Below are 13,128 nucleotides of genomic sequence, written 5' to 3'. Positions count from 1 at the left end.
GGGCGCGGCCCGGTCGCGGGCCAGGCGGCGGTGCAGCGCGGTGACGAACTCCTCGCGGGGCGCGTCCGAGCCGGGCCGGGCCGCGCGGAGCTCGATGGCCACGCGCAGCGCGTCCGCGTCGGCCTCGCCGGCCTGGAACGGCCGCGGCCGGCCACCGGACAGCAGCGTCTCGACGTAGCGTCGCAGTCCTTTCACGGTCACCACCTGCTCATCCCTGGAGGCGCGGCTCGTCGCGGGCCAGCTCGGCCGCCAGCCGCAGCGCGCGATGTTGGAGAACCTTGACGTTGCCGACGGTGATCTCGAGCTCGGCCGCGGTCTGGCGTAGCGAGTAGGAGCGCAGGAACCGCAGCTCCAGGACCTTCCGGTAGCGCTCGGGCAGCGCCGACAGCAGCCGTTCGGCCCGTCCCTCGGAGCCGCCGCCGTCCTGGGGGAGGTCGCCGTACCGCCCGCCGCCCGGCCCGCCGCCCTCGGCCACCTGCTCCAGGTCGATGCTGGTGATCTCACGTCCGAGCGTGCGCCTCCAGTGCGCGGCCAGCACGGTGCGCGCGGTGGCGAGCAGGTAGGCGCGGACCTCGCCGACCGTGGCCGACACCCGTAACGGCCGCAGCGCGGTCATGAACACCTCGGCGGTCAGGTCCTCGGCGTCGGGCCGGTTGCCGACCTTGGCGAACATCAGCCGGTAGATCCGGTCGACGTTGTGCAGATAGATCGCCTCCCAGTTCGCGTACGAGTCCGCCTGGACGAGATGCAGCGGCGCCCGGGTGTCGGGCACCGGCCCCGCCGGATCGGCGGGCTTGCGTCGGGCTGGGTTCCAGCGGCGCATGACGGTCCTTTCCGCCGTTTCCTGGAGCACGTCGGCCCGGGCCCGGAGGCTCACCCGTCCGGCGGACGGGTGAGCCTCCGCCCCGGTGGCGATCTGTGTGCCGGGGCGAGCGGACGGGGCCCGAGAGCAAGGGGGACGGCCACGTCCGCACGGGGGCCCGGCCTAGCGGGAGCGGGCGAGGACGTACCGGGCGACCCGCGCGCCGAGGACGTCCCCGGCCACGTGGTCGATGCGGGTGTGGACGCCCGCGTAGATGCGGCTGAGCCCGGCCTCGTCCGCCGCGTCCTGGTAGCGGGTGAACGACCGGGTGATGCCCGGGACGGCCTCCGAGCCCACGGTGAAGTCATCCGCGGGGCCGTAGAAGGACGTCAGCACGAGGGCTCCCGCCTCGCTCACGACGCTGTGCGCGCCCGGGTAGGACGGGTCGGGCGGCGTCGCGGCCAGCGGGTTCCAGCCGGGGTCGCCGTGCGTGGCGGGGTTGCCGTCGCCGTCCGCGAGGCGGATCGCGGTGACGGGCCGCCAGATCCGCGCGTGGTACTTGCCGTCGTAGAAGGCGATGACCGCGTCGGCGAACGTCCGGTCCAGCACGGCGAACAGCCGGGCCGTCTCGGCCAGGCCGGTGCCGTGCCGGCGCGCGGCGTCCTCGGCGATCTCGTTCCAGTAGTTCTGGATCGGCGCGGCCCAGAACCGCGCCTGCGCCGTCTGGTCGGCGGTCCGCACGGTGCTGGTGTCCTTGCCCAGGGCCTGCACCTCGTTGAGCGCCCTGGCGTACGCCGGGCCGGTCAGCGCCGGGTAGGGCCGTGGCCGGAACCGGTCGGCGCGGCCCAGCACGAAGGGCCGCACCCCCGCCCAGTGCGTGAACACCGGGGCGGCGAACGCCGGCGGCGTGGGCCGGTAGTCCCCCGGCCGGTCGCCCGGCACGAACGGCGGCGGGGTCGCCTCGGACCCGTCGTGCGCGCGGTCGGCGAGCACGGCCCCCGCGGCGTGCCGCCCCGCGCGCTCGCCCGCGTCCTTGGCCGGGCCGTCCGGGACGCCGGCGAGGTCGCCGGCGAGCTGCCGGTCCAGGTCGGCGCGCCGCGCCGGGTACAGCGCGACCAGGCTGTCGTGCCCGGCCCGGGCGGCGGCCGCCCGCGCGGACCCGCTCCGGCCCGCCGCGCCGACGGCGTCGTCGATCGCCGTGTGCATGATCGCGAAACTGCGGGTGGGATGCACGGTCGCCGGCTGCGCGCCGGGCGTCCGCACGATGCCCAGCAGGGTCCGGTTCCACTGGACGACCAGTTCCCCGCTCTCCCCGGCCCGCGCCGCCGCCGTGCCGGCGCGCGCGGGTCTGGCCTGCGGCCCGTAGGCCGCCCCCGCCGACAAGGCGGTCCCCACGGCCAGGGCCATGACGGCCAACGCTTTCCCCATCTCCAGGTCCCTTCTCCGACGGTGTTCGGCAAAGAAAGACGGTGTTCGACAAGAGATAGGCGCGGGGGTTACGCGCGGCCCGGTGTAACCCCCGCGCCTATCACCTGACAGAGCCGAACAGAGAAGGGGAGCCTCAATGCGCATGCGAGTGACGGCGGGTCTGCTGGCCACGGCGGCGGTGCTGAGCACCGCGGTGGCCACCGGCACCGCGGCCCAGGCGAAGGACCGCCCGTGCGGGCGCCCGTCGACCACCAGCGGAACCACCGCCCTGGGCACCACGTGGACGCTCAAGTCGATGTACGACGACGATGGCACGCCGCCGAACCGGCTGGTCGCCGGCGAGGAGTTCGAGATCGCCACCCAGGCGGCCGGCCAGCACTGGTCGGTCGTCTTCACCGACAACGGCAAGGAGTTCTTCCGCAACGACGACGACGTCTCCATCGCCACCGGGATCCGCGAGGTCCACCCGAACCCGGTCGGCCGCGTCGACCCGAACCACATGGCGGTGCACGCCGAGCACAAGGACGCCGCCGGCAACGTGATCGAGGTCATCGACGGCGCCGTCGACCTGGCCCCGCCCCCGCCCCGCTGCGCCCGCTGATCCAGGGACGCATCAAGGGCCTGACCGAGACGACTTCCGGTCAGGCCCTGCCCCGCCCCAGCTGAACCGGACACATGGCGCCAACCGGAAACATCACCACCGGTCGCCTATGGCGCGATGGTTATGTTCATATGGCGTCCGGTCCTGGCCTCGTGGCCACGGCCCCGTTCCCCCGCCGATCCGGGGGTCCTGCCATGAGACTGGACCGGTGGGTGGGATGGATGGCCGGAACCTGCGGTGCGAGACGACCGAATGCGCGGACGGGCTCGGCCCGTCCCCGGCACATCGAAAGCGGGACACCGGGGGCCCACCGCCTCCCGGCGCCCCCGGCGGCGGGCCGCGCTTCGATGTCGAGGGCGGCGACGGCGTCTACTTCCTCGTCGACCCCGAGTCGGGCGATATCCGGGGCACGATGCTCGACCAAGGCGGCGGCTGGTGGAAGTGCCGGACCCCCGCCGGTGACCAGCGCGAGGTCTTCGTCGAGTCGTCCGTCCCCGACCCCTGGCTGCACGTCGCGCGGCGCGTGGGGGGCACCTGACCGTCGCGACGCCCCGCCGTCCGTTTCATGCCCAACCTCCCGGATTGGGCAAATTTGAGAAACTCTCACTCGGCATGCATGAGCGGGCCTGTCCGTGGATAGGCGGAGATATAGGCATATGCCGAATGAGAGGAGGAGATCATGACGCGTTCGGTCGGTATCGATCAGCATCCTGACATCGTCGAGATGCGCGCCCGGTACGAGGCGGCGGGGCAGACCCCCATCGCCCAGGGCGTGGACGGTCTGATCGCCCTCACGGGCCTGTTCCTGGCCGTGTCGCCGTGGATCGTGGGATTCAACGGCCTGACCGCCATCACCGTCAACAACCTGATCACCGGGATCGCGCTGTCGCTGCTGGCCGCGGGCTTCGCCTCGGCCTACGGCCGTACCTATGGCATGGCCTGGGTCGTTCCCGTGATCGGACTGTGGACGGTCGTCGCGCCTTGGGCCATCAGGGGCGACATGGCCAACACGCGCACCATCTGGAGCAACGCGGTGGCAGGGGGGATCGCGATCGCCTGCGGCCTCGCGGCGATGGGCGTGGCGATGCTGCGCCGCAAGTAAATCGATTCCCGAGCCGGATCGGTGGCATCAGCGCCGGTCCGGCTTCGTCTCGGCGGGTTACAGCGGCCCGGGAACGGCAATGAGCCCCTTCAGCCGTCCCATACCGCCCTCCGAACGGGGAACCCCATGAACCCGACGATCGATGACGCCGGCACCGGGGCCGCCCCGCCGGTCCGGCCGTGACCTCCGACGAGATCGTCGAGAACGTCGGCCGGGCGGTGGACCTGGCGGGCGTCGCGATCATCGTGTGCGGCGCGGTGGCGGCCACCGCCGTCTTCGCGCACCGGGCGCTCGGGCACCGGCACGAGCTCCCCCTCGTCTACCGCTCCTACCGGCAGAGCCTCGGCCGGGCGATCCTGCTGGGCCTGGAGGTCCTGGTCGCCGGCGACATCATCCGGACCGTCGCGGTCTCGCCGACGCTCGACAGCGTCGCGGTGCTGGCCGCGATCGTCGGTGTCCGGACGTTCCTGAGCTTCTCGCTGGAGGTCGAGCTGGAGGGCCGCTGGCCATGGCAGGCCCGGCCGGAGACGGTCCGCGAGGCCCGGCCCGGGGGCCGCCCGCCCGCCGACCACGGTCCGGCCGGACGCGCGGGCGGGACCGAGGGCCCGTCGGACCGGTGACGACGCTCCCGCGACGGGACGGCCTCAACCGGCGCCCTGGGCGCCGGACTCCGACCGCTCCGAGGCCATGGCCGCGGCGACGTCGCCCGGGTAGGTGCGCCGGGCGCGCAGGAGAAGCAGCCCGTTCACCAGGAGCGGCACCAGGGCCATCAGGAACACCCGGCCCAGCCCCGTGGCGCCGCGCCCTTGGGCGCCCCCGGCGAGCACTCCGGACAGCCAGCCGAACAGCACGGGCGCGATCGCCTCACTGCTCATCCGCAAGATCGTCCGTACGCTCTCCGCGCGTCCCCAGAGCCGGTGGTGGACGACGTCCAGCCGCACCGCGTCCAGCGGCGGATTGGCCGCGGCGAGGGCACCGGAGGCCAGGGTGAACAGCAGGAGGGCGAGGAGGGCGTCGCGGGTCAGCAGGCCGGGCAGGAACAGCAGGGCCGACGCCGTATAGGCCGCGGCGGGAACGGTCACCCTCGCCGCGACCATGCCGCGGCGGACCAGCCGGTCGGCCAGCCTGCCGCCGGTGAGGACGCCCGCCAGGGCGCCCAGGCCGATCAGCGGGATGAAGGCCGTGAGCTCCAGATGCGACACGCCGTAGCGGTGCTGCACGAAGACGATCGCGAACGTGCGCAGCCCGGCGAAGAAGAAGTAGCCGAGCGCGGAGGCCACGATGATGATGGCGTTGGTGGGGATCCGCAGGACGTGCACCGTCGCCTGGAACAGGGACATGCGCACCGGGTCGGCGCGCAGCAGGCTGCGCGGCCGGGGCTCCACACCGCTCCGCGCCACCGCGCGACGCGCGAGCTCCACCCCGGGCGCCGCGCTCCCCGTCCGGTCCCCCTCCCGGCGGTACTCGCCGCCGCGTTCCGGTTCGGGCAACAGCAGCCACAAGGCCAAGGCCAGCGCGAGCCCCAGGAGCGCGACGAACCAGAACGCCGCGCGCCAGCTCGCCACGGCGGCCAGGTTCCCGCCCACGAGCAGTCCCACGCCGACGCCGACCAGTTCGCCGGCCAGGATGCGGCCGTAGACCGAGGCGCGCTCCTCCGGCGGGAACAGGTCACCGATCAGGGACGCGACCGTGGGCCCCGCCGTCGCCGTGACCGCCCCCAGCGCGACCCTCGACCCCAGCAGCCACGCGTAGGAGTCGGCCAGGCCACCGGCGATCATGGCCAGGCTCCACAGCACGATGCTCCCGGCCAGCAGCGGCACCCGCGCGACCCGGTCGGTCAGCTGGCCGACCGGGACGGTGGCGACGGCCCCGGCCGCCGCCGGGACGGCGGTCAGCAGCCCGATCCGCGTGTTGCCGATGTGCAGCGAATGCCGCAGCTCCTGGACGACCGCTCCGATCACCCCCGTATCGGCGGTGTTGAGCGCCAGGACACAGGCCAGCAGGACGACCACGCGGGCACGGCCGGGATCACGCGGACGCCGCCGCGGGACGAGCTTCGCGACGCCCCGCATCCCCTGGCCCCATGCCGGTCTCACAGCCCGTAACTGCCCCTGCGACCTGCACGTATGTAAAGGCACCGCGCGAACGCCGCACATCCGGCACGCGTCGGGCCGAACGCTCGGGTCGTCCGCCGGCCTCCGCGGACTGTCGGACCCCGGCTCCACAATCAGCGTCCTATGGACCGCAATGACTGGGCTGACATGACCTGGCGCGACCTCGCCCAGGTCCGCGCCCGCCTCGCGTCCGGCGCCGATCCGGACGTCATGAAGTTCGGGCACCTGCGTCCGCTGGACTGGGCGGTCGAGATCGGCACGCCCGAAGTGGTCGCGGAACTGGCCGGGCGGGTCCGGGACGTCGACGCCGAGCACGAGGGCCGTACCGCCCTCTGGACCGCCGTCTTCGAGAACCGTCCCGACAACGCCCGCGCCCTGGTCGAAGCCGGTGCGGACCCCTGGCGTTCCATGATGGCCGGCTGGTCGCCCAGACGGCTGTCCCTGGCCGGTCCGTATCCGGACCTGTTCGCACCGTCCCTCGCCGGGCTCTCCCCCACCAAGACCGCCATGGTCGCGGAGGCCCCCCGCCTGATCGGGGCCTTGGGCGATGTCGACGTCCTCGGCCTCAGCCTGGCCTGTGTCGCCGGCGTCACCGCTGCCGAGGCCGCCCGGCGTCTAGAGGCGCCGCTGGTCGAGGCGCCGCCGGAGCACCATGCCTTCGAGGACCCCGACGAACTCGTCCTCGGCGCGACCGACGTGCCGGGCGGGTGCGTCATCGTCCAGCCATGCGGTAACGGGGCATCGAGGCCGGGCGTGACGAAGACCCTTTCGGCGGGGACCGTCTGCTACGCCATGTACGCCAACCCGAAGAGCGGGAACCAGGGACGCGTCACCCGGGACGGCGTCGTCGAAGGCTGGGACCTGCATCCCGGAGGAGATGTCGGCGCCGGCGACACGGCCGAGGAAGTTCTTCTCGCCTACCTCTACCAGGGCAGGGCCGCGGCGTACTGCTTCGCTTACGCGGGCCTGCGACCGGTCGACTCTCGCGCGGTCACCGGCCCCGCCGACCTGTGGTTCGAGCTTCCCGCCCGCGATTACTGGCGTTGACCTGGGATTGTGGCGCGTGGCCGCACCGCAAGGGGGGCGAGCGGTGCGGCCACGCGGGATCAGGCGGTGCCGTCCGGGGTGGGGGCGGCGCCCAGGTCCGGGGTCTCCTCGATGAGCGCGGGCCGTCCCTGACGAAGCCGCTGGAAGATCAGGCCAGCCACGACGGCGGCGGCGGTGACCCCCAGCGACAGGAGGGTGGAGTGCCGGCTGCCGGGGTTGACGGCTCGCACCGGCACGCCGCGGGCGCTGGTGCGGTCCAGCGCGGACGGCGCCTCGCCCCAGCGGGCGAGCGCCAACAGCATCCGGGAACAGGTAGAGATGGCGGACCCGAGGCGCGACTCGCTCGGGCCGGTCCCCCAGATCAGCGACGTGTGAAGGAGACGATCCTCATCGCGCTCTCGGGCCGTCGGCGAGGCCGAGCTCACGGTCGCCGAGCGGCGCGAAGTAGCGGTCCACGCCGGCGGTGGTCACCGCCTCCAGCGTGGCCGGCGACCAGCGCGGCGACCGGTCCTTGTCGATCACCTGCGCGCGGATGCCCTCGACGAGGTCGTGCGAGGTCAGCGCGGCCACGGACGTCCGGTACTCCTGGTCCAGGACGGGTTCGAGGCGGCCCAGCCGGCGGGCCTGGCGCAGCGCCCGCAGCGTGACCTTCAGCGCGGTCGGCGCCTTGCCGTCGATCATCTCGGCGGCCTTGCGGGCGGCCTCCGGGCCGGTGCGCAGCCGCGTCACGATCTCCTCGACCGTGTCGGCGGCGTAGGCGGAGTCGATCCAGTCGCGGTGCGCGGCGAGGTCGGCGGCTGGAGCGGGGGTGGCGTACCGGGACACCACCTCCGCGGCGTCACCGCCGGCGAGGTCCCCGGCCAGGTCGGCGAGGCGGCCGGACGGGACGAACCGGTCGGCGAACCCGCACGCCAGGGCGTCCCCGGCGGTCATCCGCGCCGTGGTGAGCGCCAGGTGCACGCCGATCTCGCCCGGGGCCGACGCGAGCAGATGGGTGCCGCCCACGTCGGGCGCGAAGCCGATGCCGGTCTCGGGCATCGCGATGGCCGTGCGCTCGGTGACCACGCGCAGGCCGCCGTGCGCCGAGATCCCGACTCCCCCGCCCATGACGAGCCCGTCCATCAGCGCCACGTAGGGCTTGGGGTAGCGGGCGATGCGGGCGTTGAGCCGGTACTCGTCCCGCCAGAACGCCGCGCTCGCGCCACCGCCCGCCTTGGCGTCCTCGTAGATGGAACGGATGTCGCCCCCGGCGCACAGGCCGCGGTCGCCCGCCCCGTCGATCAGAACCGTGGAGATCGCGTCGTCGCCCGCCCAGGCGTCCAGGGCGGCGTCGATGTCGCGGACCATGGCATGGGTGAGGGCGTTGAGGACGCGCGGGCGGTTCAGCGTGATGTGCCCGACGCGGCCCCGGGTGCGCACGAGCACGTGCGGTTCGGCGGCGCCGGTCATCGGCCCGCCCCCGCGAGCTCCCGCGCGACGACCATGTTCATGATCTTCTCGGCCCCTTCCCCGATCCGGTGGACCCGGCGGCCAAAATATACTTTGACGTTCAATCAAGTCCACGCGGGGCCCCGGAGTCCCTACGCGCGACCGCCCGGGAGCTGTTCTACGCCGAGGGCTACGGCGTCTCGATCGACGCCGTCACCGCGCGCGCCAACGTCGCCAAGCCGACCGTGTACGCGCACTTCAGGTCCAAGGACGACCTCATCGGCACCATGCTCGCCGCCGCGTGCGAGGCGTGGTTCACCGAGGTGAACGCCGAGCTGGAACGTCATGCCGGCGACCCCGTGGCACGGTTGCTGGCGCCGTTCGACCTGCTGGCGGCGGGCCTGCCCGATCCCGCCTACCACGGGTGCATCCTGGTGAACAGCGCCGCCGCGTTCCTGGCGCCCGACCATCCCGCCCAGCGTGCGCTGGCCGTCCACGACGAGCGCATGGTGACGCTCTTCGAACGGCTGGCCACCGAGGCGGGGGCCGCGGAACCGTCCGATCTGGCCCGGCAGCTCTTGGTGCTCTACGACGGCGTCAAGGCCCGCGGCCTGGTCGACAACACCGGCGGCGCGGCTCGCGATGCCCGCACGGCGGCGGCCGCCCTCCTGCGGTCCCACGGCGCCACTTCCCCTTAGGCCGAGACCGCTTCTTGGGTCAGGTATGCCAATGGCCGACCAGTTCGGCGTACAGGGGACTGCGCGTCAGGAGCGCGTCGTGGGTGCCCACCAGGTGAGTGGATCCGTCGAGGAGGAGCACCTGGCCGGCGCGCTCGGCCGAGCTGATGCGGTGGGCGATGACGATGAGGGTCCTGCCGCGTCCGGTGAGGGCCCGCTCGGCGCGGGCCTCGGCGGCGGGATCCAGATGGCAGGTGGCCTCGTCGAGGATGACGACGGGCGCGGTGGACAGGTGCGCGCGGGTGAGGGTGACGAGCTGGCGTTCGCCTTGGGACAGCGTCCCGCCCCCCGGCGGGACCTCGGCGTCGTAGCCGCCGAGCCGCTCGACGGTCTCGGCGAGGCCCATCGCGCCTGCCGCCGCGTCGATCTCCGCGTCCGTCGCGCCGGGATTCAGGTAGGTGAGGTTCTTCCGGAGGGTCGCGGCGAAGACGTAGCTCTCCTGCGGGACGAGGGCGACCGCCGCTCTCACCCGGGCGGGATCGAGATCGCCGATGTCGGCGCCGCCGAGCGTGACACGGCCCCGCCGGGGCCGGGCGAGACCCGCCAGCAGGTTCGCGAGGGTCGACTTCCCCGTCCCGCTGGGCCCGACCACCGCCAGGTGCGCCCCCTCGGGGACGAGCAGGGACACGTCGGCCAGCACGGGGGCCGCGTGCGGGGAATAGGCGAAGGTGACATGGGCCGCCTCGATGACGGCGGACGAGGGGGCGTCCGTCCGCGCGGACGGCGGTTCGCCCGGAACGTCGCACACTTCGGCGAGCCGTCCGAGGATCACCGCGAGGCTGAGCAGCAGGGTGCCGCCCGCGTCGACCAGGATGACGATGGCCGGCTGGAGCCCGGTGACGACGTAGGCGATGCCGCCCGCGACCTGGCCTGCGGTCATCCCGTGCCGCCCGGTCAGGTACGGCGCCAGGGCGAGCAGGGCGAGCAGGGGGACATGGACGCCGAGGGCGATCACCGGCAGCCGGACGAGGCGCGAGCGGGCGAAGGACCGCAGCGCCCGCGCCTGGGCGTCGGCGACCTCGGTGACGGTGCGGGCGGCGCGGTCCTCCGCCGCGCACGCGACGACGTCCCGCACGCCCTGCACGACCACGGCGGCGGCCTCGCCGATGCGCTCGGCCTCACGGATCACGGCCCGGTAGCGGCGGACCTGGAGGCGCAGGAACGCGGCGAACACCGACAGGGCGAGGGCCACCGACGACCCGACGACCAGCGCCAGCGGCGGCGAGAGCAGCACCAGGCCGAGCAGCGCGGCGACGCCCGCCGACAGGAGCTGGCGGAGGGTGCGCAGCGCGGTGCCGGTCAGCGCGCGGACGGCCTCGGCCTGCTCGGTGACCTGCGAGACCCCGGCGCCCGCCGCGTCGGACGCCGGTCCCATCGTCCCGTGCCCCGTCATTCGGTGCAGGGCGGCGGTGACGACGCCGGTGACGAGTGAGTCGCGCATCGGCTCGACCGTGGCGGCGAGCCACGGGTAGATCTGCCGGGTACCGAGCGCGCCCGCGGCGTGCAGGACGGCCAGGGCCGCCAGCCAGCCCAGGCCGGTGAACGGACGCCCGGCCAGGAACCCCTGGTCGATCGCCCGCGCGAGCAGCAGTCCCGAGGCGAACGTGGGCAGGGACTCCAGCGCCGGCCACTGGCCGCGGGTGTGGGCGTGCAGCAGCCGGACGGCGGCGGACGCGCTCATCGCGCGCCGCCGCGCACCGGGGGCACCGGGACGTCCGCGGCGTCACTCGGCGCGGGCCCCGGCGAGAACACCGCCCGGTAGCCGGGATCGGACCACAGGTCGGCGTGCGGCCCCAGGGCCCGGACCCGTCCCGCGTCGAGCCAGGCGACGAGGTCGGCACGGGCCGCGGTGGCAGGGCGCCGTGCCACGACGAGGCTGGTGCGGCCGGCCAGGATCCGCTGGAGCGCCCTGGTCACGTGCACCTCCGTGGCGGTGTCGAGGCTGCTGGTGGCGTCGTCGAGGACGAGGATCCGCGCGTCGGTCAGCGCCGCCCTGGCCAGGCCGAGCCGCTGCGCCTCGCCGCCCGACAGCGGAGCCCGGTCGAGGGGGGTGTCGTAGCCGTCCGGCAGGGCCTGGACGAACGTGTCGGCCGCGGCGGCGCGGGCCGCCCTCCGGACCTCCTCGCGGGTCGCGTCCGGGCGGGCGTAGGCGATCGTGTCGTGCACGGTGGCGCCGAGCGGCGCGGGGCGTTCGAAGGCGTAGGCGACGGCGCGGCGCAGGTCGGGCGGCGCGACGGCGGCCACGGGCGTCCCGTCGAGCTCGACACGGCCCTGCGTGGGATCCAGCAGGCGGCCGATCAGCGCCACCAGCACGCTCTTGCCCACGCCGGAGGCGCCGACGAGGGCGACGCTCGCGCCGGCCGGCACGTCCAGGTCCAGGTGGTCGAGGACGGTCCGGCCGCCGACCCGGACGGTGACGTCCCGCAGCCGCAGCCGCCCGGGGCCGTCCGGGAGCGGCACCGGGTGCGGGGGCGGCGCGACCGCGGGGGCGGCGGCGAGGATCTCCTCGACCCGCCCGGCGCCGACCTGGCAGTTCAGCAGGGCGACGACGACGTCGAACAGACCGGCCGAGCCGACGGCGAGCGCGGTGAACGAGGCGGCCGCCACGAGGTCGCCGGTGGTGATGGCGCCCGCGGCGAGCCGTGTCCCGGCGACGCCGACCACGAGCACCTGCACCAGCGGGGCGAGCAGCGCGAGCCGCCAGGCCATGCGCCCCTGGACCTCCCAGGTGCGGTGCCCGGCCGCGCGCAGCTCGGGCAGCGGGGCCAGGACGCGGGCGGCCTCGACCGCGGTGGTCCCGCTCGCCCGGATCGTCCGCGCGCCCTGCCGGGCGTCCAGCAGCCGGGTCGCGACCGCCGCCTGGGCGCGCTGGTAGCGCGCGAACGGCTCGGCCGCCCTGGCGACGAAGACGCGCATCGCCGCCGCCATCGGCGGCACGCCGGCCAGGAGCGCCACGGCGAGCCACGGGTCGATCAGGGCCAGCCCGAGCACCGCGCCCGCCGCCGTGACCAGGGCCGCCGCGGCCGACAGCAGCAGGACCGGGAACGTGGCCGGGGCTGCGGCGTTCTCGGTGAGCCGGGAGAGGACGTCGCCGGCGGGGAACCGCCGCTGCCCGGGGACGCCCAGCGTCAGGACCCGGCCGACGAGCCGATGCCGGAGCCAGGCGGTGATGCGGCTGCCGCAGTAGGCGCCCGCGAGGTCCTCCGCCGCGTCGGCCAGGGCCGCGACGGCCAGCGCGACGGCGAGCCCGGCGACCTCGGCGCCCGGTCGCCCGCCGGAGCGGACGGCGTCGGTGGCCCTGGCGAGCATGACCGGCGTCGCCAGCGTCGCCACGACGCGGACCGCCGTGAGCGCGGACAGCAGGACCAGCGAGGACCGGAAGCGGCGGGCCGCGGCGCGCAGCAGCCGCCGCCCGTCCGCGCGCACCACGGCGGGGTCTGGAACCGTGGGATCGGGCACGGGATCCGGCACGGCTTCGGGTGCGGGCGGCCGGGCGGCGGCGGGCGGGACGCGCCGGAAAGGGGCGCGGAAGAGTCGGCGGGGCGGTGTCCGGACCACTCTCGTCGGCTCCGTTCCCTTTCGGCGCGCGTCCTTTAAAATGGGGTGTGGGTCCGGTCACGGGCCGGGTTCAGACCGGCCCGTGACCGGGATCTGCGGACGGGTGGACCCCTTCGTCAGCGGGTCCGGGTCCGCGGGTCGGACGGCGTCACTAGCAGGACGTGACGCCGACGCAGATGGTGACCAGGAGCGTCAGCAGGCCCGTGCACGAGCAGGTGCCGCCGAGCTGGAGACCATCGACCTCGATCGGGTCGGTCTCGGGCAGGTCCTGCAGGGCCGCCATGAGGTCACCGTCGAAGATGTCCATTCTT

The 13,128-nt window shown here is 74.6% G+C and carries 15 protein-coding genes; 6 read left to right on the top strand and 9 right to left on the bottom strand.

Features of this window, described 5'->3' with window-relative positions; all coding sequences use genetic code 11:
- From E1291_RS08445 to E1291_RS08435, 3 genes are all read right to left on the bottom strand, one after another.
- On the bottom strand, nt 1-195 hold a 195-nt coding region (locus E1291_RS08445), incomplete at its 3' end, for a hypothetical protein (RefSeq protein ID WP_242614024.1).
- A gap of 13 nt (nt 196-208) precedes the next feature.
- A complete protein-coding gene (locus tag E1291_RS08440; RefSeq protein WP_131737175.1) occupies nt 209-823 on the bottom strand; it encodes an RNA polymerase sigma factor in 615 nt (204 codons plus the stop codon).
- 162 nt (nt 824-985) lie between these two features.
- A complete protein-coding gene (locus E1291_RS08435; protein ID WP_242614023.1) occupies nt 986-2,230 on the bottom strand; it encodes a vanadium-dependent haloperoxidase in 1,245 nt (414 codons plus the stop codon).
- Between the two features lie 136 nt (nt 2,231-2,366).
- On the opposite strand from E1291_RS08435, the gene E1291_RS08430 reads away from it, so the two are divergent.
- From E1291_RS08430 to E1291_RS08415, 4 genes are all read left to right on the top strand, one after another.
- On the top strand, nt 2,367-2,831 hold the full coding sequence (locus tag E1291_RS08430) for a hypothetical protein (protein WP_131737174.1): 465 nt from the start codon (nt 2,367-2,369) through the stop codon (nt 2,829-2,831).
- A 208-nt stretch (nt 2,832-3,039) separates the two neighbouring features.
- Nucleotides 3,040-3,369, top strand: a complete 330-nt coding sequence (locus E1291_RS08425) for a hypothetical protein (protein ID WP_131737173.1) — start codon at nt 3,040-3,042, stop codon at nt 3,367-3,369.
- A gap of 141 nt (nt 3,370-3,510) precedes the next feature.
- Entirely contained in the window at nt 3,511-3,933 is a 423-nt protein-coding gene (locus tag E1291_RS08420) for an SPW repeat protein (protein ID WP_131737172.1), read from the top strand.
- A 179-nt stretch (nt 3,934-4,112) separates the two neighbouring features.
- On the top strand, nt 4,113-4,553 hold the full coding sequence (locus tag E1291_RS08415; protein ID WP_131737171.1) for a DUF1622 domain-containing protein: 441 nt from the start codon (nt 4,113-4,115) through the stop codon (nt 4,551-4,553).
- Nucleotides 4,554-4,577: 24 nt separating this feature from the next.
- On the opposite strand, the gene E1291_RS08410 is transcribed toward E1291_RS08415, so the two are convergent.
- Nucleotides 4,578-6,005, bottom strand: coding sequence for an MFS transporter (locus tag E1291_RS08410; protein ID WP_165495019.1), 1,428 nt, complete (start codon nt 6,003-6,005; stop codon nt 4,578-4,580).
- Between the two features lie 165 nt (nt 6,006-6,170).
- On the opposite strand from E1291_RS08410, the gene E1291_RS08405 reads away from it, so the two are divergent.
- Nucleotides 6,171-7,094, top strand: coding sequence for an ankyrin repeat domain-containing protein (locus tag E1291_RS08405; RefSeq protein WP_131737169.1), 924 nt, complete (start codon nt 6,171-6,173; stop codon nt 7,092-7,094).
- A gap of 59 nt (nt 7,095-7,153) precedes the next feature.
- Here the strand turns inward: E1291_RS08405 and E1291_RS08400 are convergent, their stop codons facing one another.
- Together E1291_RS08400 and E1291_RS08395 are read right to left on the bottom strand one after the other, a co-directional pair.
- Nucleotides 7,154-7,396 (bottom strand): hypothetical protein, encoded by a 243-nt coding sequence (locus tag E1291_RS08400; RefSeq protein WP_131737168.1) that lies wholly within the window; start codon nt 7,394-7,396, stop codon nt 7,154-7,156.
- Nucleotides 7,397-7,481: 85 nt separating this feature from the next.
- Nucleotides 7,482-8,543, bottom strand: a complete 1,062-nt coding sequence (locus E1291_RS08395) for an enoyl-CoA hydratase/isomerase family protein (protein WP_131737167.1) — start codon at nt 8,541-8,543, stop codon at nt 7,482-7,484.
- 68 nt (nt 8,544-8,611) lie between these two features.
- Between E1291_RS08395 and E1291_RS08390 the strand changes: the two genes are divergently transcribed.
- Nucleotides 8,612-9,220, top strand: coding sequence for a TetR/AcrR family transcriptional regulator (locus E1291_RS08390; protein ID WP_131737166.1), 609 nt, complete (start codon nt 8,612-8,614; stop codon nt 9,218-9,220).
- Nucleotides 9,221-9,239: 19 nt separating this feature from the next.
- Here E1291_RS08390 and E1291_RS08385 read toward each other — a convergent pair whose 3' ends face one another.
- The 3 genes from E1291_RS08385 to E1291_RS41855 form a co-directional block, all read right to left on the bottom strand.
- Nucleotides 9,240-10,940 carry an ATP-binding cassette domain-containing protein gene (locus E1291_RS08385; protein WP_131737165.1) on the bottom strand — a complete coding sequence of 567 codons (1,701 nt, stop codon included), beginning with the start codon at nt 10,938-10,940 and terminating at the stop codon, nt 9,240-9,242.
- Complete coding sequence (locus tag E1291_RS08380; protein WP_131737164.1) at nt 10,937-12,718, bottom strand: ABC transporter ATP-binding protein; 1,782 nt, start codon at nt 12,716-12,718, stop codon at nt 10,937-10,939. Before E1291_RS08380 ends, E1291_RS08385 begins: the two co-directional genes overlap by 4 nt.
- A 250-nt stretch (nt 12,719-12,968) precedes the next feature.
- On the bottom strand, nt 12,969-13,124 hold the full coding sequence (locus E1291_RS41855) for a VenA family class IV lanthipeptide (RefSeq protein WP_165495018.1): 156 nt from the start codon (nt 13,122-13,124) through the stop codon (nt 12,969-12,971).
- Nucleotides 13,125-13,128 lie beyond the last annotated feature (4 nt).

It is taken from the genome of Actinomadura roseirufa, assembly GCF_900659635.1.
Lineage (GTDB): Bacteria > Actinomycetota > Actinomycetes > Streptosporangiales > Streptosporangiaceae > Spirillospora > Spirillospora roseirufa.
Note: the sequence above shows the minus strand (reverse complement) of the source record. Positions and strands in the feature narration are given on the sequence as shown.

What these genes read in the sequence shown, in the direction of transcription:
- E1291_RS08435 (WP_242614023.1), bottom strand. Translation starts at nt 2,230, where the DNA reads ATGGGGAAAGCGTTGGCCGTCATGGCCCTGGCCGTGGGGACCGCCTTG.
- E1291_RS08405 (WP_131737169.1), top strand. Translation starts at nt 6,171, where the DNA reads ATGGACCGCAATGACTGGGCTGACATGACCTGGCGCGACCTCGCCCAG.
- E1291_RS41855 (WP_165495018.1), bottom strand. Translation starts at nt 13,124, where the DNA reads ATGGACATCTTCGACGGTGACCTCATGGCGGCCCTGCAGGACCTGCCC.
- E1291_RS08395 (WP_131737167.1), bottom strand. Translation starts at nt 8,543, where the DNA reads ATGACCGGCGCCGCCGAACCGCACGTGCTCGTGCGCACCCGGGGCCGC.
- E1291_RS08410 (WP_165495019.1), bottom strand. Translation starts at nt 6,005, where the DNA reads ATGCGGGGCGTCGCGAAGCTCGTCCCGCGGCGGCGTCCGCGTGATCCC.
- E1291_RS08430 (WP_131737174.1), top strand. Translation starts at nt 2,367, where the DNA reads ATGCGCATGCGAGTGACGGCGGGTCTGCTGGCCACGGCGGCGGTGCTG.
- E1291_RS08400 (WP_131737168.1), bottom strand. Translation starts at nt 7,396, where the DNA reads ATGCTGTTGGCGCTCGCCCGCTGGGGCGAGGCGCCGTCCGCGCTGGAC.
- E1291_RS08420 (WP_131737172.1), top strand. Translation starts at nt 3,511, where the DNA reads ATGACGCGTTCGGTCGGTATCGATCAGCATCCTGACATCGTCGAGATG.
- E1291_RS08440 (WP_131737175.1), bottom strand. Translation starts at nt 823, where the DNA reads ATGCGCCGCTGGAACCCAGCCCGACGCAAGCCCGCCGATCCGGCGGGG.
- E1291_RS08385 (WP_131737165.1), bottom strand. Translation starts at nt 10,940, where the DNA reads ATGAGCGCGTCCGCCGCCGTCCGGCTGCTGCACGCCCACACCCGCGGC.